Genomic DNA, 23,218 nt, shown 5'->3' with positions numbered 1-23,218 from the left:
GTTTCGCGCAAAGGCGCTAAGGAGCAAAGACGCAAAGGAAGAAATACTTTGAGATTATTGAGATTATAGTTATTATGGCGATCGCAATTGTTCCAGAAAAGTCTCTGACTGTAAACCCCCTCAAACAAAGTCAGGCTTTAGGCGCTTCTTTGGCTTTTTTGGGTTTGAAGGGAACTATGCCTTTATTTCATGGTTCTCAGGGTTGTACGGCGTTTGCAAAAGTGGTTTTGGTTCGACATTTTCGGGAAGCAATTCCTCTTGCAACTACCGCAATGACGGAAGTAACTACTATTTTGGGTGGTGAGGAAAATGTTGAACAAGCTATTCTCACTTTAGTGGAAAAGGTACAACCGGAAATTATTGGTTTGTGTACCACTGGGTTAACAGAAACTAGAGGTGATGATATTGAAATGTTCTTGAAAGATATTCGAGAACGTCACCCTGAACTTAATCATTTAGCCATTATTTTTGCTCCCACTCCCGATTTTAAAGGTGCATTACAAGACGGTTTTGCAGTTGCAGTAGAAAGTATAGTTAAAGAAATTCCCAAAGCAGGGGGAATTAAACCAGAACAAATCACCATTCTAGCAGGTGCTGCCCTCACTCCTGGAGATGTCCAAGAAGTTCGAGAAATGGTGACAGCTTTTGGTTTAGAACCAATATTTGTACCTGATTTGGGAGCTTCTTTAGATGGACATTTGGAAGATGGTTATACTGCTATAACTGCTAGTGGCACAACTTTAAAAGAATTACGTTCTTTAGGTAGTTCGGCTTTTACCTTAGCATTAGGTGAAAGTATGTTGGGGGCGGCGAAAATTTTAGAGGAACGGTTTGGAACTAACTATCAAGTATTTAGAGATTTAACAGGATTAGAACCTGTAGATCAATTTCTGCAAAAGTTATCTTTATTAAGTGGAAATCCCGTTCCTGAAAAATATCGCCGTCAACGTCGGCAATTGCAAGATGCAATGTTAGATACTCACTTTTATTTTAGTTCCAAACGAGTATCTTTAGCCTTAGAACCGGATTTGTTGTGGACAATGGTGGGATTTTTGCAATCAATGGGGGCAGAAATTCACAATGCAGTCACCACAACTCGTTCCCCATTACTTGAATCACTTCCTATCGAGAATGTCACCATTGGTGATTTAGAGGATTTTGAAAACTTGGCGTTAGGTTCTGATTTATTGATTGGTAATTCTCATGTAAATACCATCTCTAAACGCCTTTCTATTCCGCTCTATCGTTTAGGTATTCCCATCTACGACCGTTTAGGAAATGGTCTATTTACCAAAGTAGGCTATCGCGGTACTATCGAGCTTCTTTTTGGCATAGGAAACCTCTTCATAGAACAAGAAGAATCATCAATGATGAACCAATGGTCATCAGTAATCAACAAATAACACCTGATACCATTTTTTCCATCTCTGTGTCCTCTGTGCCTCTGCGGTTCGTTTATCTTAATTCAGAGCATCTTCATACACAAGGACAACTGATAACTGACAACTAACAAAGGACAAATGAAAGTGAAAATTGCTTTTACGACAACTGACCGAATTCATGTTAATGCTCACTTTGGTTGGGCTAAGGAAATTGATGTTTATGAAATTTCCGACAACGGATATGAATTCGTTGAAACTCTCAAGTTTGAAGGTGATTTGAAGGAAGATGGTAATGAAGATAAAATTACCCCTAAACTTCAGGCTCTTAATGATTGTACTATTGTTTATGTTGTCGCTATTGGTGGTAGTGCAGCCGCTCGTTTAATTAAGAAGAGTGTAACCCCAGTGAAGGCTAAATCTGAAGAGGAAAAGATTGAAGACATTCTCAACAAATTAGTTAAAACTCTCAAGGGTAATCCTCCACCTTGGTTACGGAAAGCTTTGGTCCAGAAAAAACTTAGTTTTGCTGAAGAACTTGAGAAAGAAGCAACATTATGAGTACAAATGACGTAAATGGAACTGGTAACAATTCAGAGGTAGTTTTAACGCCTTTCCATAAATCATTAGTTCAACAAATCCGGGCGCAAGATAGCTATGGTTTTTACCGGAGTTGGACTGATGAATTAATCCTCAAACCCTATATTGTTACTAAACAAAAGAAACGGGAAATTTCCGTAGAAGGTGAAATTGATCCCGCAACTCTTTCCCGGATAAATGCCTTTTTTCGGGCTATAGCATCCAGTATTGAAAAGGAAACCGGACTCATTTCCAACGTGGTTGTTGAATTGGGACATGAGGGTTTCGGCTGGGCTTTAATATTTTCTGGACGCTTATTATTAACTGTAAAAACCTTACGTGATGCTCACCGTTTTGGTTTTGATTCTTTCGAGAAATTAGACGAAGAAGGCGCAAAATTTGTGGAGAAAGGCATTGATTTAGCCAAGCGCTTTCCCGAAGTAGGAAATCTTTAATAATTGGGGACTGGGGACTGGGCAAGAATTACCAATTACCAATCACCAATTACCAATGACCAATGACCAATGACGATTGAAGAAATCACAACCAAGATCAAAAAGCTAAATAGTAAAGCAGGTCAAATGAAAATGGATCTGCATGATTTAGCGGAAGGTTTGCCCACAGACTACGAAAAACTGATGGATGTTGCTGCTGCAACTTATGAAATCTACTGTCAGTTAGATGGACTCAAGCAACAACTCAAAAAAATGGAGAATTCTAAATGAGTACGAATATTGATGAATTCAAGAAGCTTGTAGATGCAGAAGAGTTTTTTATCTTTTTTAAGCTGCCCTACGATCAAAAATTTGTAAATGTCAATCGTTTACATATTTTGAAAAAGTTTTCTCAATTCATGAGTCAAATTGATGATAGTTATCCCCAGATAAGTGACGCAGAAAGATTAGAGAAATATTGCACAGCTTTGCAACAAGCTTATCAGGTGTTTATAGAATCTACACCCCATGAACAAAAGTTGTTCAAGGTATTTAATGATAAGCGAAAAAATGTTGTCACCCTGACAGAAATCACCTCAGATTAGGAGTTAAAAAGTGATCAACCTAACGCCTACCGAATTGGAACGCTATAGTCGTCAAATGATGCTTCCTAATTTTGGCGAATTAGCTCAAAAGCGCCTGAAATCAGCGACTGTTTTGGTGTCGGGTGTGGGTGGATTAGGCGGTACGGCGGCGCTTTACCTAGCAGTAGCGGGCGTTGGGCGGCTAATCCTAGTCCGGGGTGGAGATTTGCGGCTGGATGATATGAATCGTCAGGTTTTAATGACTGATGACTGGGTGGGTAAACCCAGAGTATTTAAAGCCCAAGAAACCCTCAAAGCCATCAATCCCGATGTCCAAGTGGATGTAATTCACGATTACATTACCGCCGAAAATGTGGATGAGTTGGTGCAGTCGGCGGATATGGCTTTGGATTGCGCTCACAATTTCACTGAACGCAATTTGTTAAATGCAGCCTGTGTCCGCTGGCGTAAGCCGATGGTGGAGGCGGCTATGGATGGAATGGAGGCTTACCTCACCACGATTATTCCTGGTGTTACGCCTTGTTTATCCTGTCTGTTTCCAGAAAAGCCGGATTGGGATCGGCGCGGGTTTTCTGTGCTGGGGGCTGTTTCTGGGACTTTGGCTTGTTTGACGGCGTTGGAAGCTGTGAAGCTGATTACTGGTTTTAGTCAACCGCTGTTGTCAGAGTTGCTGACGATTGATTTGAACCGAATGGAATTTGCTAAACGCCGTTCTCACCGCGATCGCAATTGTCCAGTCTGCGGTAATACAGCCCCTTGGAGATATTCCCAATCTCAAACTGCAACGGTCTAAGGGACTTCCAATAAAAACAATACCCAAAATCTTGTGGTGCGGGCATCTTGCCCGCTAATCATTAAGGACGGGCAGGATGCCCATCCCACAAAATTGGGTAATTTATTTTTTGGTGATTCCTAAAGTACCATTTCTTTCAAAATCCACATTCCAAATCAGAATATTCGCTACAGAATAGGAAACAAAATGACTGTTACTTTAACAGAAAAGGCTGAATTTCGTCTGCGGGCTTTTTTAAAAGGTTCTGCAACCGAAGACGCTAAAAAGGGTGTCCGCATCTCCGTTAAAGACGGTGGTTGCAGTGGCTACGAGTATGGCATCGAAATTACCAGTAAGCCCCAACCTGATGATGTCGTATCTCAACAAGGAAATGTGTTGATTTACGTTGATGCTAAAAGTGCGCCGTTATTAGCAGGTGTGGTAGTTGATTTTGTTGAGGGAGTCATGGACAGCGGTTTCAAGTTTTCCAATCCCAATGCAACTGATACCTGCGGTTGCGGTAAGTCTTTTAAAACCAATGATGGTACTCCTGATGGTGTACCTTGCGGCCAATAGTTCAAACTTCAAAAATTAAGCCTTTCATTTTGAATTTTGAACTCAGCCGGGGAAACTTAACTAACTCAAAAACTCACTTCATTCACGTTTGAGGAGAATTGGAAAATGGCGACCTATCAAGTAAGATTAATTAGCAAAAAAGAAGATTTTGACACCACAATTGAGTGTGATGAAGACACTAATATTGTAGACGCAGCAGAAGAAGCTGGGGTTGAATTACCTTTCTCCTGTCACTCTGGTTCTTGTTCTAGCTGTGTAGGTAAGATTGTTGAAGGTGAAATCAATCAAGACGATCAAGTCTTCCTAGATGATGAGCAAATGGGCAAAGGATTCGCTTTATTGTGTGTTACCTACCCCCGTTCTAACTGCACAATCAAAACCCACCAAGAACCTTATCTTGCTTAATACAATATCTGTAGGGGTTTAGCATTGCTAAACCCTCTAACTTTAACAATGATGGAGGATGTTTATCATCTTTCATCATTTCAATTTTCGCTTTTTATTTTGATAATCCAATGTTTACCCCTTTTACTGTTATGGGCTGTTCTTTAGAATTGTTGAAATCAGGAGAAGTAGGAATAGTTACTGTTTGTCAAAGTCAAGATGAGACGATTAGAAAAAAGCTGATATTAATGGGAATTAAAACAGGAAATACGATTACTGTAGAACAGCAATTTCCCACTTTTGTGATTAAATGTGGTGGTTTATCTATGACTATAGATCGGGAAATAGCACGGGCTATTTATGTGCGGGTGATTGACATTTGACAGAATAAATTATTATTTTTGGATTTCTTAATGGAAAAAGCATATTCAAAATATTTAAAATAAAGTAAATATTATGATTTAGATTATTTTTAATAGCTATTTGTGGAAAGTAAATATTTGTCTTTTGCTGCACTTAAAAAGATACAAATCGAACTCATCACCACAAGATTGAGGTTTTACCCATGCGTCTAAAATACATTGCTAGTTTGACCGCTACTATCGCCATAATGACCCATCCGGCTATAGCTCAAGAGACTAAAGAAAGCCAATCTAGCTTACCAAAACCACTAGTAAATACAAATATTTCAGATCAAAGCACTATTAATTTTGTTTTTAATAATAGATATACTTCCCTGTCTTTACCATGTAATTATCAAATTTGCCTATTCACATTGATTAGAAATTCATCTCAAGAGATAGAATTTTTAGGAGGTGTAGTGTGGCAATTAGGTGGTTCGCATGAAGATACAAAAGCAGAGACAGAGAAATTTAGAGCCATAGCTGAGAAAGAAAAGATCGATCAAGAAACTACATTAACGTTGACTGACAAACTGGCAGACGCAATAGAGAGCAACAAAATAGAAAGGGTCAAGCTTTATGCAATCACTCTTGCTAAAAGATTAGGATATGCTGACTATCATGAACTCTTGAAAGAGATAATAACCCCAATAGAACTACTTAAATATTGATTTTTCACTGAAATAAATTAAATGTGGTAATTTATCTATAATGATAGATCGGGAAATAGGTAATTGATGGGTAAAAAGACGGTATTTTGGCTTAAACCATGAGCAAATTGCAGAAGTGCTAGAGTTACCTTTAGAGATAATTAAACAAGCAGAATCAGAATAATAAAGCTTTTAATTTTCATGGTAATTTTTTATTTCTTTTTTAGAGTTTTTTGACTTTATTAAATATCCAATAACCCATATCGTTTTTGCAAAGCTAATAACTTCATTCTCGCTTCCCCAGCATTATCAGCTAAATCAGCAAATTCCACAAACCGCCGTAATTCCTTCTTTAATAAATTCCGTTCCACTTCAATAGTTTCCCTATCCAAATCCGGTGGTAAAACAATCATATCAAAAATCGTTGCCCGTTCCTTACCAGGGTGAGGACGCAAAACCCGTCCCCGACGTTGGATAAATTGCCGGGGATTTCCTGAACTTGATAAAATTACTGCGGTTTGAATTGCGGGAATATCCACACCTTCATCTAAACACCGAATTGCCACTAAACCCTGTAATTCTCCACTTTCAAATTGCCGGCGTAAAGTTTCCCTTTCCTCTAAAGAAGTATTTGCTGTGTAGGTACTGACTTTATAACCTAATTCTCCTCCCAAAATTTGAGCAACAGCTTTGAGTTGACGCAGAGAATAACGTTGTCCAATTTCTTGCGAACCATCACTACAATAAAATAATGTGTGGGTAGTTTCCAGACGATTTTCCATTAATTCTTGTAAGGCTATTAATTTATTTTCTGCTGTACCAACTAACCGCGCCCTTTGCATTAATAATGATTTGATATCTTCGTTGTCTTCAAAATCTCCTGCTTCTCCCATATCTCGATCTCGATAAAGAAGAGAACGCCCAATTTTTTTGGTTAGTTTTAAATAAGCGATACTCTCAGTTTCCGTTAATTCTACCAACACTGGATTATAGATATAATGGACTAATGCCCCTTGAGAAATTGCATCTTGTAAGCTAAATTCAGGTTGAAGAATATTCCCAAAATAATCTAATAAAGATTCTGTGCCATCATCATCAAAATATCTTTCTGGTGTGGCTGATAAAGCTAGACGTAAACCTACTTTCCGGGGTAAACTTTCCTCTAACTTCGGTGCGCCTAAATTATGGGCTTCATCACCAATAATCAATGTTTTTGGGGGGAAATATTTCAGTTGCGTCTGAAAACCATCACCAATTAAAGTCGAGTTAGTGGTAATTACCGTCACGAAATCTTGAAAACCAGAAGACAGATTATAGATTTGTGTAGAAAGTTGACTTTGCCAACTGCGTAAATTATCAAAGGCTAAAATCGGCTGTAAGTTAAATTTCTCACATTCTCTGCCCCACTGGGTAACAAGATGACGATAGGGACACACCACCAACAAGACTTGTAAACCAATTTGCTGGTACAATTCACAAGCGATCGCTAATGCAGTAATAGTCTTACCACTACCAGTAGCCATTTTTAATGTCCCTCTGCCATGATTAGCAAACCAGCTAGTCACGGCTTGGCGTTGATATCCCCGCAATTGCAGAGATAAAGGCATTTTCGGAAATCCCGGTAATGATTTATTAACTTGATAACTGCCTTTTTTCTCCCCCGCATAAGGTAATTTGAGTTTAAAAGTCGGCAATTTCGGTACTGCATTTCGCGTCAGGTACATAAATTTGGTAATTCGTAATTGGTGATTATCGGTAGGGGTTTAGCACTGCGAAACCCCTACAGTCTACAACTGAACATTTTTTAGTTATAGTTACGCCAAATGCCCACCAAAGAACCTTGGACTTCTACTTCCATTGCCGATACTTCTATGGGATGATAATTCCGATTTGCCGGCTTGAGAGTGACAAGATCATCATGGCGATAAAAGCGTTTTAAAGTTGTTCCGTGTCCTTCCACCCTTGCAGCCACAATAGTTCCGTTTTTTAACTGATTTGGTTCAGCTACAGGACGCAAAAATACCACATCACCATCTGCAATCAAATCTTCAATCATACTATCCCCAGCGACTCTTAAAGCATAGCTTTGGGGCGGTAATGATAAATTACCCAAATCCAAATGTTCCACCGCATCTGTGAAGGGTTCAATTAAACCACCTGCGGCAATAGTTCCTAAAATTGGTACACCAAGTTTTGCAGGATGAAGTATCCGCAAAGTTCTTGCCCTACCTTCATTCCAGCCAATGTAGCCCTTATTGCGTAAATGTTCCAACCGACTTTGAATGGGTGCGGGAGATTTCAAATTCATCCCTTGCATCATTTGGCGAATTGAGGGAGAATGTTGATTCAACCTGATATATTCTACCAACCATTCATATAGTTCTTTTTGCGGATCTGTGAGACGTTCCATAATTTTTTCGGGAAGTAAATAATAAATGCCCATAGAACATTGGTACTACAAAAATCTTCCCTTAACAAGCTTTAATTAAATATTCATGTTAATAGGTGACAGGTAACAGGTAACAGGTGACAGGGAAAATTACCAATTACCAATTACCCATTACCAATATTGTTATTTTGCCCCAAGAATACTTGCAAGTAAAGCTTTTTGAGCGTGGAGGCGATTTTCAGCCTGATCCCAAACCCGTGATTGTGAACCTTCAATTACTTCTTCCGTAATTTCTTCACCACGATGGGCTGGTAAACAGTGTAAAACAATTGCTTCTGGATCTGCAAGACTTAATAATTGTTGAGAAATTTGATAAGGTTGAAAAACAGGGAAACGGTTATTGGCTTGCGTTTCCTGTCCCATGCTTGCCCAAACATCAGTATAAAGTACAGACGCACCTTTGGCTGCCGCTTCGGGATCATGAGTCAAGATAACTTCAGTTTTTTTATTAGCTATTTCCCTAGTTTTTTCCACAATTTCTGCATCTGGGGCATATCCTGACGGAAAAGCGATTCTGACATTCATTCCCACCAAAGCGCAACCTAACATCAAGGAATTAGCGACATTATTCCCATCACCGACATAGGTTAAAGTTAAACCTGCTAAAGTCCCAAATTTTTCTTGAATGGTAAGTAAATCAGCCAATATTTGACAAGGGTGTTCTAAATCTGTGAGGGCATTAATCACAGGAATTTTCGCATATTTGGCAAAAGTTTCCAACTCCTGTTGAGCAAAGGTACGAATTGCTAAAACATCCAAATAACGATCTAACACCCTAGCCGTATCCTGGATAGGTTCTCCTCGACTCACCTGAGTGACATTGGGATGAAGATCAATTACCTGTCCTCCCAGTTGGTACATTGCGACTGTAAAACTGACTCTAGTGCGTGTTGAGGCTTTGGAAAATAACAAACCTAGAACCTTATTACAATGCAGCTTCAGTTTTTCCGACTTTAGTTGAGTAGCCAATTCCAGAAGTTCTTGCAGTTCTCCAGAACTCAGATCCGCCAGACTTAATAAATCTCTGCCTATCAATGCTGCCATGCTTGATTATCTATAAAGAACAAATGTTTCTGCGCCTTCGTTTAGCCGTGTCACCAGGAATACAAAATTGCACTGTACCAAATATTTTTGCATCAATCTACAGCATAGAGGCTAGTTTTCCCGATTTTTGGCAACTTTGAAAAATATTTTGCTTACCCTCTAGACAAACCATATGCCTATGCTATAATATGAAATCGGTGAGGCAATTAAAAACCTTCTTACCAAAATCGCCAGCATAGCACAGTGGTAGTGCATCCGACTTGTAATCGGAAGGTCGTAGGTTCAAATCCAACTGCTGGCCTATTTGTACATTCGCACATTATATGTCGCAGTTCGCAAATTAATGTCGTTCTTCGCAAATTAGTGTCGCGGTGGTTGTTTTTCAGAGTTAATTTAATTATTCTGAGTTTTCGCAAATTAATGTCGTTTCGTTTACCCTTGAATGTCGTAGGATTGTTTGGAATTAATTATCAACACAATCATATTACTTCAAAAAGTTGGTGAATACTTGTGCAAAACCCAATTACATAATTATCACAATTAAATAATATTTTCGTTCTAGGCTTGTAAGATTCAATATCTTTACAGGTCGGATGCACCTTTCAACCCTCTCCCATTTGACAAAATTTGTGTAATCCAAAGACGGATAAACCAAGAACTTGATTCGTTCTGCTTTCAACCCACCCCTAGTACCCCTAGTCGGGATGGTAGTTGAAACTGAAATATTGCCACTCCCCTGGCACGGTTCACCTACCTTTCAACCCACCCCTAGTCGGGATGGTAGTTGAAACGTAAATCCTGCTTGTCTGTGTTTTCATACCGCAAACTTTCAACCCACCCCTAGTCCGGATGGTAGTTGAAACTTCCCTAGCCCAACACAGATCAGAGTTGCCACCACTTTCAACCCACCCCTAGTCGGGATGGTAGTTGAAACCGCGCCCGTCTAGACCCTTGCCAATACAGGTTTCCAGATACGATTTTGGCAAACCTGTTAAAAAATCTGTTTTTTTTGCTCTCAATGGAGGACATTCATCACTCTTCAAATGAGTCAAATCAATACTAGACAAGGGATTCAAGGTTTTGGCAGATCCCCAGGGTTTTTGACCCCGCTTATGGTTCGCCAAAAAAAGATTTGGGAGGATTCCCCCGACGAAGGGGGTGATTCAGTAGCCACCACTGTGGAAATCCACATCGTTATAAATAACGACTATGGCTAAAAGCCTTACTTCTTATTGCTGGGAGCGCACCTATCCTGTCTTGCGACAGCAGCATCAGAAGCGGGCAGCTACCAGGCTCAGAAAGCATGACAGTCTTCCAACTGCCAAACTAAGCCAGATTTTTCATAGTACAGAGACTCCAAGGAGCATGAACTACGGCGCTATTGTATCTATATTATATTTTCAAGGTTCGGATTAGTAAACTAAATTAGTGCAGCTTGACGTTCTTGATAGGTAAAGACAGCTAAATCTCGTGCTTTTTCCTGTGAACTCGCTCTGATTGGCTGTGTTCCAGTTTCTATTGCAATTCCGGCTTGTGCTGCTTGGGATTTGATACTCTCTATTAATCGTCCATAACTCCAGCGATGAACGTTTATTCGATATTCTTTGGCATATTTCTGTTGGCCTTCTTTGTAACCAGGGCATTTGTTTTCTGCTCTGGATTGAATTTCACTACTGATTTGCTCCCGCATATCACGCAGTTTTGGTAAAACAATGCTGTTTGCTTGGTAAGTTTTGGCGATCGCAATTATTTCATCAGCCAATAATCTATCCACATATTGCCCTAATTCTGATTCACCAAAAGAGTTGGGTGCATTGTGTTTTTGGGCTTTGTGGCGTTCGTGAGAGAGGCGTTGCTGTTGCTGTCGCTGACGATTTAGTAAATTATAGTTTTCACCAAGTAATTGTTTAACACTGCGATAAGCTATAACTTCATTTTTAACAACATTTACCACAGCCGCTGTGACTGGTTTTTCTAGTCCCAAACTAAGACCTATTAAGATAGAGGATTTACCTTGATAATTAGGTTTGCTGGGACGAGGAAAAGGGTTATTAATTCGAGCCAGTGTTGATTGCTGACGAGTGATAAAAGCTTGTTGTTTATCGTTGAGATCATCTTTCTGTTTTGTTTTAGTTAAAATTTCGGTAATTGCTGTAACTTTCTCCTCAACTACCTGTTGAGTTCCTTCGGTAGTCAGCATCCGAGTATCTAAAGAACAATAGAAATTGAGTTGATTTACTTTCCAAGCTTGACCTTTTTCTTCACCTGGCAACCAAGAAATTCTTCCTGAGCGTAGAGTAAACAAACTGCTTGAGTGTTGCCTTTTACTATTGCGTAGAATTTCTTGATCCTCTAGGAAGCGTTGGAAGTAGTGCAAATGACGTTTATCGCAGTAAATCTCAAAGGTAAGTTTTCCCAAGCCATTGAACCGCACAAAGAGACGATTTTTATCATTCTTGAACCATGTCATATCCTCGTTAGATTCGTAAGCCACAGGAAATGGCACATTAGCAGTTTTTCTTAAAAGTGCTGCTTGCCATGCTTTTGCTTCATTTTCATTTTGCGGAACATTCAAGGTAGCAATTTCTAAGGTTTCTAACCACTCTTCTCCTGTCAAATCTCTACCTTTGGGGATGCGACTTTGGAGTTGATCTTTTAATCGCTCAATTTCTATTTCTTTTCTGCGTTTATTTCTAGTAAATTCTTCTGGGTTTTCATCCAGTTCACTAATTTGACAGTTATTTTTGAGTAGATATGCTAAAGCGCAACGAGTAAGAGGTTCTTCTGTTTCTTCATAAGTGTTTAGAAGAATTTTGAAAAGTGAAGATGTTTTGGCTCTTGTGGGTTTTTTAGTCTTTTTTACCTTTTTCTGTTTGTCATTTTGATTCCTACGGAGCGCTTCGCTATCGGACTGAGGGGTAAATTTGCTAAGAAGTTCAGTAGCTTTAGTACGGATTACGTCTAAGCTAGATTGACTTTCTTGCTCAAGTTCTTGATCACTTTTGAGCATTTTTAACCAACGCTGTTTCCCTTCTATTTGGTTCTTTCTTCGTTTCTGTAAAGCAAACCAGGATTTATATAGATAATCCACTAAAGTAATTGCTGAGGTGTAAAAACGTCCAGGTTGTCCAGTAAAAGGTTCTTGAGTTTTGAGGGAATTACCCAGTGTTTTGAGTAATTCAGCAGGTATCCTACCTTTTTCTAGCCAAGTTTCAAATTCTGGGTGTTTTCCTATCTGTAGCAAAATTTCATTGATGAATGGTGTATTTTTTTCAGTCATCAATTCCCATAGTTGACGGAGGCTGTCTTCTTCAGCAACTAAGCGACATTGAATTGTAATAACGCTCATGGTGTCTTTAATTTTGTGGATTTGAGAAACGTAACATGATTGTTGATTATTTTTTTACTTCCTCTAATTATAGCGTAATGACGCAATGACGCAATAGCGCAAATGTTTTTTTTCTCAAAGACTGTGCAAAAATAAAAGCCGCAAGCTTGGGCTTCTAATTAGGATGGCAGAAGAAACTAGAGAGGTTAGGGGAAGAGTCCCTAAAGACATAAAAATCGCTTTTGAAATTGCCTGTGCGCGTCTGGAAGTGACGCAAACTGCGGCTTTGGAGGAGGCCATTAGAGATTGGTTGCAAAAAAAAGATTCCCCTGCTGGTGGTAAGTCAGAGGGGAGGTAAAAGTGCGATGCTTATAGTGAGGGTAGAGATCGCAGAAAAAAACCATCAGTGGCGATCGCGCCTTTCCCACTTCCAACAAGCTGACGTATCCCACCATCCCCACTCTTGACACGGTGACTTTGCCAGTGCAATCTGTTTTAGTATTACGTTCCGCTTACCTGAAATGTGGATATAATAGGCAGATCAATAACAGACGCACATGACAGACCATCACCAACTCTCCAACTTCATTTGGCAAATTGCTGACTTGTTACGGGGGCCATATCGCCCACCGCAATACGAGCGCGTAATGTTACCAATGACGGTGCTGCGTCGTTTTGATTGTGTGCTTGCTTCAACTAAACCCCAAGTATTAGCAGAATATCACAGGCGGGAGGATACACCCACATTCAAGGGTAATGTCCCAGATGCAATTTTGAATAATGTGGCAGGGCAACGGTTTCATAATCGTTCAGAACTTAATTTTGAGCAGCTTAAAGGTGATCCTGACAATATAGAGCAACATCTCATTAGCTACATTAAAGGTTTCTCAAAAAACGTTTACGAAATTTTCGAGAAATTTGAATTTACTGCGGAAATTGAAAGGATGCGCGAGGCAAATATTCTTTATCTCGTTGTTTCTAAGTTTTGTGATGTTAATCTCCATCCTGATGGTGTTAATAATACCGATATGGGGTTGTTATTTGAAAATTTAATTCGTAGATTTAATGAAGCAGCTAATGAAACAGCAGGTGATCACTTTACACCAAGAGAAGTAATTCGCTTGATGGTAGATATTTTATTTGATCCTGATGATGATATTTTGACTCAGCCGGGGATTATTCGCAAACTCCTTGATCCAACTTGTGGTACTGGTGGAATGCTGGCAGAAGCACAGAATTATTTATATAAACACCATGAAACTGCAAAATTGTGGGTATTTGGGCAGGATTTTAACCCCCGTGCTTATGCTATTGCTGCTTCAGATTTGTTATTAAAAAGTAATGATAAAAGTGATATTCGTTATGGTGACTCACTAATTAACGATCAATATTATGGTGAGCATTTTGATTATTTTCTTGCTAATCCACCCTTTGGGGTGGACTGGAAAAGACAACAAAAAGAGTTGCAACGAGAACACGAAAAATTTGGTTTTGCTGGTAGGTTTGGTGCAGGTACACCGCGAGTTAATGATGGCTCATTGCTATTCTTACAACACATGATTAGTAAGTTTGAGCCATATCAGCCGGAAGCGGGGAAAAATGGCTCACGTTTGGCAATTGTTTTCAATGGTTCACCTTTATTTACTGGTGGTGCGGGTAGTGGTGAAAGTGAAATTCGTAAATGGGTGATTGAAAATGACTGGCTAGAAGCGATTATAGCTTTGCCAGAGCAGATGTTTTACAATACTGGAATTGGTACTTATATTTGGATTGTTACTAATCGCAAACAGTCAGAGCGGAAGAAAAAAATTCAGTTGATTGATGCTCGGAATTTTTATGTACAAATGCGTCGCAGTTTGGGGAATAAACGCCGCAAGATAGGTGAGAAAGAAGAAGGAGAACCTAATCAAATCGCTGATATTGTCGAACTGTATGGAAATTTTGAGGAAAATGAATTTTCCAAGATTTTCGATAATGAGGATTTTGGTTATAATCGTGTTCCCATTGAAAGACCGTTACGTTTGCTTTATCAAATGGATGTAGAACGCAAGAGCCGATTTTTAGATGCTGTTCCTCACTTGTTAGATGATGTACAAGCGATAGATAGAGAATTAGGAAGAGAACCCCGTCCTAATTGGAGTGAGTTTGATAAACTCATGGATGCTCTAATTAAGCAACGTGGCAACAAGTGGAAAAAAGCAGAAAGCAAACTGTTTCGGGATGTTTTTACGGAGCGTAATGCAGAAGCGGAGAGGGTTATTCTCAGGCAACGTCCAGCAACTAATGAACCTAATGCGCGTGTTTGGGGTTGGTTTCGGGATGCTAAAGGCAAAATGGAGCGGATGTATGAGCCAGATACGCAACTACGGGATTTTGAAAATGTCTCTTTAACTGATGAAATTGTGGGATATTTCCACCGTGAAGTTGAGCCGCACGTAGGTGATGCGTGGGCAGATGGTGATAAAATCCGCAGTGCTTATGAGATTAATTTTAATCGGTATTTTTATCAATATACTCCTCCTCGACCTTTGGCTGAAATTGATGCTGATATTAAGCGTATGGAAGAAGAGTTTATGACTTTGCTACGTGAGGTCATAGCATAAATGGATTTAACTAAAAGCAAGGAATTTATTGAAACTGGTATTCTGGCAACTCCTAAAAAGCCTTATGATTGGGTCGTTCGTAGAATATCTCATTTATGTGTTGTAGGCCGTGGTCGTGTTATTAGCAATGAAGATATTGCTCAGAATCCAGGCATTTATCCTGTATATTCTTCGCAAACAGAAAATAATGGTGAATTGGGAAAAATAGCAACCTATGATTTTGAAGGTGATTATCTAACATGGACAACAGATGGTGCAAATGCAGGAACTGTGTTTAGAAGGTCAGGTTTGTTTAGTTGTACTAATGTTTGCGGTACTCTTAAAATTAAAAATAATCTTGAAGTTGACATTGATTTTCTAAATTATGCTCTTTCCGTACAAACAAAATTTTTTGTGCGTAAGGATATTAATCCGAAATTAATGAATGATGTTATGGCGGGAATAAAAGTTATTTTGCCATCAATAAAATTACAAAAAACACTCGCAAATTACCTTGATCATGAAACTGCCAAAATAGACACACTCATCTCAGCTAAAGAACGTCTGCTTGATTTACTAACAGAAAAGCGTCAATCCTTAATTACTAATGTTATCACTTGTGGGTTAAATCCTGATGTTCCTATGCGTGATTCTGGTGTTGAATGGATTGGACATATTCCAAAACATTGGAATATTAAAAGAATCAAGTTTTTGATACATGGTATTGATACTGGCTTTTCACCACAATGTTATAACTTTCCAGCACAGGAAGGAGAATGGGGAGTATTAAAAACAGGATGTGTCAATGGTGGTATTTTTAATCCTCAAGAAAACAAAACTCTGCCTCCTGAAATTGAGATACCCTTAGAAATTGAGGTAAAAAAAGATGATATTCTGATGTCTCGTGCAAGTGGATCTACAGACTTAATAGGTTCAGTAGCACTTGTAGAAAATCAACCTAATGAAAGACTGTTGCTGTCAGACAAAATTTTTAGGCTTAGGCTTAATACTGAAATTTCTGATGCTAACTTTTTTGTCATCACAATGGGATCATTAATTATTCGACAGCAAATTTTACAGTTTGTGAGTGGTGCAGAAGGACTAGCAAACAATATTACACAAAGTGATATTCGTGAATTATTAATTCCTATACCTCCAATTGAGGAACAAATTAAGATGGTTTCATTTATTAAAGAAAAAATAAGTACAATTGATACGTTATCTCAGGTTGCTTTAAAGACTATTAATTATTTACAGGAGCGTCGCACCGCACTAATTACAGCAGCAGTTACCGGACAAGTTAAAGTAACAGCCTAATATACTTAGTCAATATTAGTCCAATGTTTATTTTTCACTTCATTTAATGAATCAATTTATGAATCAATTTTTTAAGAAAAGAAAAATTTAATTGATACATGATCCCAATATGCTGCAATAGATGTAAACTATTAAAGTCAGCAAAATGCTGTACTGATTATAGAGCAATTACTGAACAGATTACTGTGACAGTATTATAAAAATGCAAATTAAATCTCTTACTCTCACTCAATTTCGTGCTTTTGAGCAAGCAACCTTTGAGTTTCAACCGGGTATGAATCTACTCGTTGGTATAAACGGCGTAGGTAAATCAACTGTACTTGATGCAATACGGATTTTGCTATCGCAGGTATTACCCAAGTTCACTGCTTCTAAAAGTAAGCCAATTACTTTTACTGCTAGAGATATCAAATTTGCTCGTGGTGCGCTTACTGCTGAAATTAAGTTTGATGCAGAAGAAACAGCTTTTAATTATCTAGTGCATCAACCTCAAGAAAATTACATTGCTATTACAGATAGAGAAGGTGAAGTACGTGGACAAACCTATGAGCTTGTTAAACGTCAGGATCTACAACCTGATGTAAAGGATATTCCAAAACATATTAAAACTTCCTCAACACAGCCATTAGCGGTTTATTTTTCAACCCGGAGATCACTTGCTAGTATAGCTGCACCCAGTAAACAAATTAGTGCTGGTGGTCAAGCTGCTGCTTTCGCGGAAGCACTGAGTGAACGAGAATTGCGTCTTCGTGAGTATGCAGACTGGTTATTAGTACAAGAGGCGTTAGTTCAAGAGCGAAGGAAGTCAGCACAGCAACACCTTGATGCTTTAAAGCGTGCTGTCACCACATTTATGGACAAATGTACTGGACTTCATGCTGTACGCGAACCAGAAACCACATTATTCATAGACAAAGACGGAGTTTCTCTCGATGTGCGTCAATTGTCAGATGGTGAAAGAGGTATTTTGGCATTGGTGCTTGATTTAGCAAAACGACTATCGCAAGCTAATCCTAAATTGGAAGACCCTTTACGTGATGGTAAAGCCGTTGTTCTAATTGATGAACTAGACTTGCATTTACACCCGCAATGGCAACGAACAATTGTCGAACAACTAACCCAAACATTTCCTAATTGTCAGTTTATTGCTACTACCCATTCACCACTCATCATAGGCGAAGTCAAGCCACCAGGTTTAACCTTAATCACAAAAGAAGATAACGGAATTGTTGTACTTCAAAAAGAACTTCAAGGATTTGGTTTAGCTTCAAATTGGATTCTTGAGCAATTAATGGGAACTGCATCACGCAATGCAACTACCCAAGCTCAAATCAACCTTGTAGAAGATGCTCTAGAAGAAGGTGAACTTGAAGTAGCCCGTGACAGATTGGAAAAGTTAATAACGATGATGAAGGGCTATGACGATGAGGCAACTCGTCTAGAAGCAAGCATTAATAATCTTGAAGCTTTAGCAGAAGAGGTAGATTTAGAAGATGAGATGGATTCAGAAGAAGAATGAACCTCGTGAGTTAACCGAGTGGCGTATACGATATGCAAAAGATAATAACTTTGGCTATGATTTAATGCGTCAAGATAAAAATGTTACAAAAGCTGTAACTGACTCTTTAGTGGAAGAACAAGGTTGGTTATGTGCCTATAGTGGTATGCGTATTGAGGGCTATAAAGAAATAGAAAATAATGGAACAAAATATGATAAATGTTACTGTCACATTGATCATGTGAAAGCTCAGGACTATTGTAATGCTGAGGAAGAAGTCACATATACTAATATGGTTGCTTCTTATCCAGGTCCGAATGCTGAACACAAAACCCCTTTTGGTGGTGAGCAGAAAGGAAATTGGCCTGATCACGACAAGGGGGAGCAACCTTTATTTGTCTCTCCTTTAGATCCATCCTGTCAAAATCGTTTCTTATTCAATAAAAGGGGAGAGATAAAACATAAACCGGGAGATAACGCAGCAGAAACTACTATTGATAAGTTGGGACTTGATCATGATAAGCTTGAAAAGCTTCGTAAAGGGGCAATTCAAGGTACTCTCGGTTTAAATAATGACCTTCCTATTAAAGATGCTCGCATTAGACTTAGAAAGCTACAATCTCAGAATCAAGTTAGGTTAGATCCTTTTTGTTTTGTATTGGTTCAAGTATTAGAAAAGCATATAGAAACATTAGAGAAAATTGCCAGAAAAAATGCTAAATATAAGCCAAAAAATAAAACAAAACCTCAAAAGAGGAGTAAATGAATATAGCTAGATATGGTGAAACTGCATTTGAAAGCGTGATTGAAAATCACCTTCTCAGTCATGGCTATGTGAAAATTACAGATAAATTCGATCGCACTCGCGCCCTATTTCCCCAAATAGCGATCGCATTCATCCAACAAACTCAACCCAAAGAATGGAAAAAACTAGAAGCACTGCACAAAGAAAAAACAGGTGAACAAGTGCTGACTGACCTGTGTAAATGGCTGGACAACTACGGCTTACTACATACTCTGCGTCATGGATTTAAATGCTACGGTCGCACCCTGCGGATAGCTTACTTCAAAGCTGCTCACAAACTCAACTCAGACTTAGAAACCCGTTATGCTGCCAATTGTGTGGGTATCACCCGACAACTACAATACAGTGAACGGGAAAAAAAGCGATCGCTTGACATTACCCTCAGTCTTAATGGTATTCCAGTTATCACCCTAGAGTTAAAGAATCCACTGACAGGGCAAACAGTAGAAAACGCCAAACAGCAATACCGTCAAGACCGTGACCCCAGAGAAACCATCTTTGAATTTAAGCGCCGCACCTTAGTACATTTCGCCGTTGATACCGAAGAAGTTTGGATGACTACACGCCTAGCAGCAGAAGCTACCCACTTTTTACCCTTTAACAAAGGATACGATGGCGGGGCAGGTAATCCACCAGACACAGCAGGACGTAATTACCGCACGGCTTACCTGTGGGAAGAAGTCTTACAACGGGATAGTTTACTTGATCTCCTAGCTCGGTTTCTGCATTTACAAACAGAAGAAAAACGAGACGATGATGGGCGCAAATTCAAAAAAGAAACCATGATATTTCCCCGCTATCATCAACTTCAGGCTGTGCGCTTACTCGTAGATGCGGCTAGGGGTGAAGGTGTAGGACAAAATTATTTAATTGAACATTCAGCAGGTAGCGGTAAAAGTAATACCATAGGCTGGCTGACTCATCGCCTTGCATCTTTATACAACGACCAAAACCAGCGAATTTTTGATAGTGTCATAGTAATTAGCGATCGCCGCGTCCTTGACCAGCAATTACAAGACACCATTTATCAATTTGAACACCGTCAAGGGGTTGTAGAAAAAATTGACGATAACTCCCGACAGTTAGCGCAAGCCTTAGAAAGTGCTGTTCCCATCATTATCACCACTTTACAGAAATTCCCCTTTGTCACACGCCAATTAATCAAACTAGCAGAAGAACGCAACGAAGAAAGTAGCGGTATTTTGCCTACCCGTCGCTTTGCAATCATCATAGATGAAGCACACAGTTCCCAATCTGGGGAAACCGTCACCGAGTTAAAAGGGGTACTAGGCGGACAAGCATTGCAAGCAGAAGCACGTAACCGCGCCCAAGAAGAAGGACTAGAACATTTAGAAGAACTTTTCCGCAATTTAGTTAAACGTTCCCATCAATCAAACTTGAGTTTCTTTGCTTTTACCGCCACACCAAAACATGAAACTCTCAAATTTTTTGGTCGTCAAGGAGAGCCTTTCCATCGCTACACCATGCGTCAAGCCATAGAAGAAGGCTTTATCCTAGATATTTTGCGGAATTACACCACCTATAAAGTTTACTACAACCTGATTAAAGCCAGTAATAACGATCCCAACGTCGAACGCAAAAATGCTGCCCGTTCCCTAGCTCGTTTTATGCGTCTACACCCCCATAATATTGCCCAGAAGACAGAAATAATGGTGGAACACTTCAACACCTTTACCCGGCATAAAATTGGTGGTAGAGCCAAAGCAATGGTAGTAACTAGCTCTCGCTTAGAAGCAGTGCGCTACAAACAGAGTTTTGATAAATACATCCAAGAAAAAGGCTATGCGATCAAAACGCTGGTAGCTTTTTCTGGTATAGTCACAGACGACAAAATTCAAGACAAAACCTACAGTGAAGAGGAAATGAATCAAGGCATTCGAGAGAAAGAATTGCCAGAACAATTTGCTACTAATGAATATCAGGTTTTACTCGTAGCGGAAAAATATCAAACTGGTTTTGATCAACCTTTGCTACATACTATGTATATTGATAGGCGACTGTCAGGTATTCAAGCAGTACAAACTCTTTCTCGACTTAATCGCATTCACCCCAGGAAAGAAGATACATTTGTCTTAGACTTTGTGAACGACTGCGAAGAAATTCGCCAAGCATTTCAGCAGTTTTATGAAGGAGCAGAATTAGGAATAGAAGCAGATCCTCAACAACTGTACCAACTCCAAAGCGAACTTGAGGCTTTAGGAATATATCTGCATGAAGAAGTTGAAAGGTTTTGCGAAATTTATTTTAAACCGAAACAGCGTCAAAGTCCGGCTGATCATCAAGGGATGAACGCAGCACTTGATCCAGCAGTTGACCGTTTCCGTAGTTTCGATCATGAGAAACCAGAGGAAGCTAAAGTTTGGCGGAAAAAACTCACAGCTTTTCGGAATTTGTACAGTTTTTTGAGTCAGATTATACCCTACCAAGATTCTGATTTAGAACGCCTCTACATTTTTTTGCGTTATCTATCATCTAAATTACCACGTCGTCCCCAGGAAGCGCAGTATGATTTTGATAGCGAAGTCCAGCTAGAGTATTACCGTCTCCAGAAAATTAGTGAAGGTTCAATAGAGTTAAGGAAAAGTAATGCTCATCCACTGGATGGACCAAAGGATATTGGAACAGGTATTGCTAGAGAAAACACTGTGAAATTATCACAGTTAATTGATATTATTAATAATCGTTTTGGAACTGATTTTAATCAAGCTGATCAATTATTTTTTGATCAAATTGTGGAAGCTGCTGCCAATTCTGATGAATTACAACAAGCTGCACGGGTAAACTCTGCTGATAAGTTTGGGTTGCTTTTTAGTCAGATGTTAGAGTCTTTGTTTGTGGAGAGAGTAGATCAAAATGAAGCGATTTTTGCCCGTTATATGAATGATCGTGATTTTCAGAAGGTGGTTGCAGATTGGTTAGTTGGAGAAGTTTATAAGCGAATAACCAAGGGTGGATAAAATTATAATATTTTTCCAAATAAAAACAGAGAGACATCGTTATTTACGTCTCTTTCTTGTTGTTCAACAGTTCCTAATAACGCCTTTGCCGTTTAGCCATCTTTGCAAAAGGCAGGGAACAATGAGGACATTGACCTTTAACCCAATCTGCGGGAATAGGAAAAGGTGTTTCACAGTTAGTACATTTTATTAATAATCGTACATTGTGGCGATCGCATTTCATTCTATCCTTTAACTGCCACTCAACCCGATGACAAGGAGATTCTGCATAACAAGCAGCACATAACCTAATTGGTCTAGGCTTCATCGTCATTCCCTGAGATGGGAGCATTTCCATTAATCTATCCACATCCACTCCCACCGCAGAGGACAAAGCCTCCAACTCTTGTGGAGTAGGAAAAGGATTGAAATAAAGCTTCTCCCAACGTGAAATTATTGCACCGAGTCCAGCAATTTTTCCCAAAGAGTATCCTGACGGTAGGCTGTTAGCCTTAAATCGTCGCAAACGCCCTAGATAGTGACTTATACTCTCCCCCTCATAAGGTTCAACATAGCCTAACTTTGGGCGAATTTCATCATCTTCATTAATTCCTATTTCTGTTTTCGAGAGGAATATATTTTGTGCCATAACGACTAGCAATTTTTTCTAAAATACTTTCATCAACTCGGTGAAATCCATTTTTGAGAGAATGTAAAACTGCCTTAGTTAGTATCTTGATTAAAATTCCCATTCGTGCATTTGTACTAACTGCTAAAATCTCAAAAATATTACCCTCAGCTAAATTAGACGCTTCTGGAAGAGATAAAATATCTAGTTCAATTGTAGTTAATGTTTTTTTGAAATCATCATATTCCAACTGTTCAAACTCATATAGCGTTGGGAAATTAGTCAACAAATCACAATCTTGTAAAAGTTCATCTAACTCCCTAACTCCAGCTAAAACAATAGGAACATTACACTCTTCAAAAAGTTGTTTCAAGTCTAGCAATGCTTCTTTTTGAAGATGTTGTGCATTATCTATAATCACCAATTCCAATCCAAATAGTTCCAAACTACCCGCTAATCTCGGACGTAAATCCTGCCTTTTACCTGTTGGTGCAGCATGGTTAATATCCTTGAGAATTTCTGAAAATAGCCGCTTAGAACTTAATGAAGACCAAGCATTTACATAGGAAACTCGTTTTTTATCCTCATCTCGATAATGAAGTGCTGCTCTGCTTTTTCCTACATTTCTGGGACCAATGATTCGACCACATTGTTTAAGAATACGCAATTCATCTAACCATCTGAAACATTCTGAAGCCCGATCAGTTGTGATAAAACAAGCTCTAAAAATCTCTTCAATATCAATAGTTTTCGCAATTTGAGCTTTGCTGTCTAACCTTGGGGCTAGGACTTCAACAATAGATTGAGTTGCCAGTTGAGGTTGCGCCATA

General features: G+C 39.1%; 22 protein-coding genes and 1 tRNA gene. 17 read left to right on the top strand and 6 right to left on the bottom strand.

The genetic code is table 11. From position 1 onward, the window contains the following. Positions 1-74 precede the first annotated feature (74 nt). The 10 genes from nifN to FJR11_RS09815 all read left to right on the top strand — a co-directional run bounded on the left by nifN (position 75) and on the right by FJR11_RS09815 (position 5,801). Positions 75-1,403 carry a nitrogenase iron-molybdenum cofactor biosynthesis protein NifN gene (nifN, locus tag FJR11_RS09860; protein WP_168503516.1) on the top strand — a complete coding sequence of 443 codons (1,329 nt, stop codon included), beginning with the start codon at positions 75-77 and terminating at the stop codon, positions 1,401-1,403. A 117-nt stretch (positions 1,404-1,520) separates the two neighbouring features. Continuing rightward, complete coding sequence (gene nifX / locus FJR11_RS09855; protein WP_168503515.1) at positions 1,521-1,940, top strand: nitrogen fixation protein NifX; 420 nt, start codon at positions 1,521-1,523, stop codon at positions 1,938-1,940. Beyond that, on the top strand, positions 1,937-2,413 hold the full coding sequence (locus FJR11_RS09850) for a NifX-associated nitrogen fixation protein (RefSeq protein ID WP_174762995.1): 477 nt from the start codon (positions 1,937-1,939) through the stop codon (positions 2,411-2,413). Before nifX ends, FJR11_RS09850 begins: the two co-directional genes overlap by 4 nt. A gap of 69 nt (positions 2,414-2,482) precedes the next feature. Beyond that, on the top strand, positions 2,483-2,683 hold the full coding sequence (locus FJR11_RS09845) for a CCE_0567 family metalloprotein (RefSeq protein ID WP_168503514.1): 201 nt from the start codon (positions 2,483-2,485) through the stop codon (positions 2,681-2,683). Beyond that, positions 2,680-2,997, top strand: coding sequence for a nitrogenase-stabilizing/protective protein NifW (nifW, locus tag FJR11_RS09840; RefSeq protein WP_168503513.1), 318 nt, complete (start codon positions 2,680-2,682; stop codon positions 2,995-2,997). Before FJR11_RS09845 ends, nifW begins: the two co-directional genes overlap by 4 nt. A 10-nt stretch (positions 2,998-3,007) precedes the next feature. Beyond that, positions 3,008-3,790 carry a HesA/MoeB/ThiF family protein gene (locus FJR11_RS09835; RefSeq protein ID WP_168503512.1) on the top strand — a complete coding sequence of 261 codons (783 nt, stop codon included), beginning with the start codon at positions 3,008-3,010 and terminating at the stop codon, positions 3,788-3,790. 186 nt (positions 3,791-3,976) lie between these two features. Continuing rightward, positions 3,977-4,345 carry an iron-sulfur cluster assembly accessory protein gene (locus tag FJR11_RS09830; protein ID WP_168503511.1) on the top strand — a complete coding sequence of 123 codons (369 nt, stop codon included), beginning with the start codon at positions 3,977-3,979 and terminating at the stop codon, positions 4,343-4,345. A 105-nt stretch (positions 4,346-4,450) separates the two neighbouring features. After that, positions 4,451-4,750: a 2Fe-2S iron-sulfur cluster-binding protein gene (locus FJR11_RS09825; RefSeq protein WP_168503510.1), complete on the top strand. Its 300-nt coding sequence runs from the start codon at positions 4,451-4,453 to the stop codon at positions 4,748-4,750. 110 nt (positions 4,751-4,860) lie between these two features. Beyond that, positions 4,861-5,112, top strand: coding sequence for a FeoA family protein (locus FJR11_RS09820; RefSeq protein WP_168503509.1), 252 nt, complete (start codon positions 4,861-4,863; stop codon positions 5,110-5,112). Between the two features lie 182 nt (positions 5,113-5,294). Further along, complete coding sequence (locus FJR11_RS09815; protein ID WP_168503508.1) at positions 5,295-5,801, top strand: hypothetical protein; 507 nt, start codon at positions 5,295-5,297, stop codon at positions 5,799-5,801. Between the two features lie 221 nt (positions 5,802-6,022). Here FJR11_RS09815 and FJR11_RS09810 read toward each other — a convergent pair whose 3' ends face one another. From FJR11_RS09810 to argF, 3 genes are all read right to left on the bottom strand, one after another. Next, positions 6,023-7,504 carry a DNA phosphorothioation system restriction enzyme gene (locus FJR11_RS09810; RefSeq protein ID WP_168503507.1) on the bottom strand — a complete coding sequence of 494 codons (1,482 nt, stop codon included), beginning with the start codon at positions 7,502-7,504 and terminating at the stop codon, positions 6,023-6,025. Positions 7,505-7,584: 80 nt separating this feature from the next. After that, complete coding sequence (lexA, locus tag FJR11_RS09805) at positions 7,585-8,190, bottom strand: transcriptional repressor LexA (RefSeq protein WP_168503506.1); 606 nt, start codon at positions 8,188-8,190, stop codon at positions 7,585-7,587. Between the two features lie 162 nt (positions 8,191-8,352). Continuing rightward, positions 8,353-9,273 carry an ornithine carbamoyltransferase gene (gene argF / locus FJR11_RS09800; protein ID WP_168503505.1) on the bottom strand — a complete coding sequence of 307 codons (921 nt, stop codon included), beginning with the start codon at positions 9,271-9,273 and terminating at the stop codon, positions 8,353-8,355. A gap of 229 nt (positions 9,274-9,502) precedes the next feature. Between argF and FJR11_RS09795 the strand changes: the two genes are divergently transcribed. Next, positions 9,503-9,574: transfer RNA gene (locus FJR11_RS09795), tRNA-Thr, on the top strand. Between the two features lie 1,119 nt (positions 9,575-10,693). Here the strand turns inward: FJR11_RS09795 and cas12k are convergent. Further along, entirely contained in the window at positions 10,694-12,622 is a 1,929-nt protein-coding gene (gene cas12k, locus FJR11_RS09785) for a type V CRISPR-associated protein Cas12k (protein ID WP_168503503.1), read from the bottom strand. Between the two features lie 163 nt (positions 12,623-12,785). On the opposite strand from cas12k, the gene FJR11_RS09780 reads away from it, so the two are divergent. From FJR11_RS09780 to FJR11_RS09755, 6 genes are all read left to right on the top strand, one after another. Further along, complete coding sequence (locus FJR11_RS09780) at positions 12,786-12,959, top strand: hypothetical protein (RefSeq protein ID WP_168503502.1); 174 nt, start codon at positions 12,786-12,788, stop codon at positions 12,957-12,959. Between the two features lie 199 nt (positions 12,960-13,158). Continuing rightward, on the top strand, positions 13,159-15,204 hold the full coding sequence (locus FJR11_RS09775) for a class I SAM-dependent DNA methyltransferase (protein WP_168503501.1): 2,046 nt from the start codon (positions 13,159-13,161) through the stop codon (positions 15,202-15,204). Next, on the top strand, positions 15,205-16,500 hold the full coding sequence (locus tag FJR11_RS09770; RefSeq protein ID WP_168503500.1) for a restriction endonuclease subunit S: 1,296 nt from the start codon (positions 15,205-15,207) through the stop codon (positions 16,498-16,500). Positions 16,501-16,702: 202 nt separating this feature from the next. After that, on the top strand, positions 16,703-18,019 hold the full coding sequence (locus FJR11_RS09765) for an AAA family ATPase (RefSeq protein WP_168503499.1): 1,317 nt from the start codon (positions 16,703-16,705) through the stop codon (positions 18,017-18,019). After that, positions 17,994-18,764 (top strand): hypothetical protein, encoded by a 771-nt coding sequence (locus tag FJR11_RS09760; protein WP_168503498.1) that lies wholly within the window; start codon positions 17,994-17,996, stop codon positions 18,762-18,764. The genes FJR11_RS09765 and FJR11_RS09760 overlap by 26 nt, the downstream gene beginning before the upstream one ends. Further along, positions 18,761-21,781, top strand: coding sequence for a type I restriction endonuclease subunit R (locus tag FJR11_RS09755; protein WP_168503497.1), 3,021 nt, complete (start codon positions 18,761-18,763; stop codon positions 21,779-21,781). The genes FJR11_RS09760 and FJR11_RS09755 overlap by 4 nt, the downstream gene beginning before the upstream one ends. Before the next feature lie 73 nt (positions 21,782-21,854). Here FJR11_RS09755 and FJR11_RS09750 read toward each other — a convergent pair whose 3' ends face one another. Then, positions 21,855-22,409 carry a TniQ family protein gene (locus FJR11_RS09750; RefSeq protein ID WP_174762994.1) on the bottom strand — a complete coding sequence of 185 codons (555 nt, stop codon included), beginning with the start codon at positions 22,407-22,409 and terminating at the stop codon, positions 21,855-21,857. Beyond that, a complete protein-coding gene (locus tag FJR11_RS09745; protein ID WP_168503496.1) occupies positions 22,366-23,217 on the bottom strand; it encodes an AAA family ATPase in 852 nt (283 codons plus the stop codon). Before FJR11_RS09745 ends, FJR11_RS09750 begins: the two co-directional genes overlap by 44 nt. Position 23,218: the final 1 nt, after the last annotated feature.

The organism is Anabaena sp. UHCC 0187 (assembly GCF_009712035.1).
Classification (GTDB): domain Bacteria; phylum Cyanobacteriota; class Cyanobacteriia; order Cyanobacteriales; family Nostocaceae; genus Dolichospermum.
This window is presented reverse-complemented; position numbering and strand designations above follow the sequence as displayed.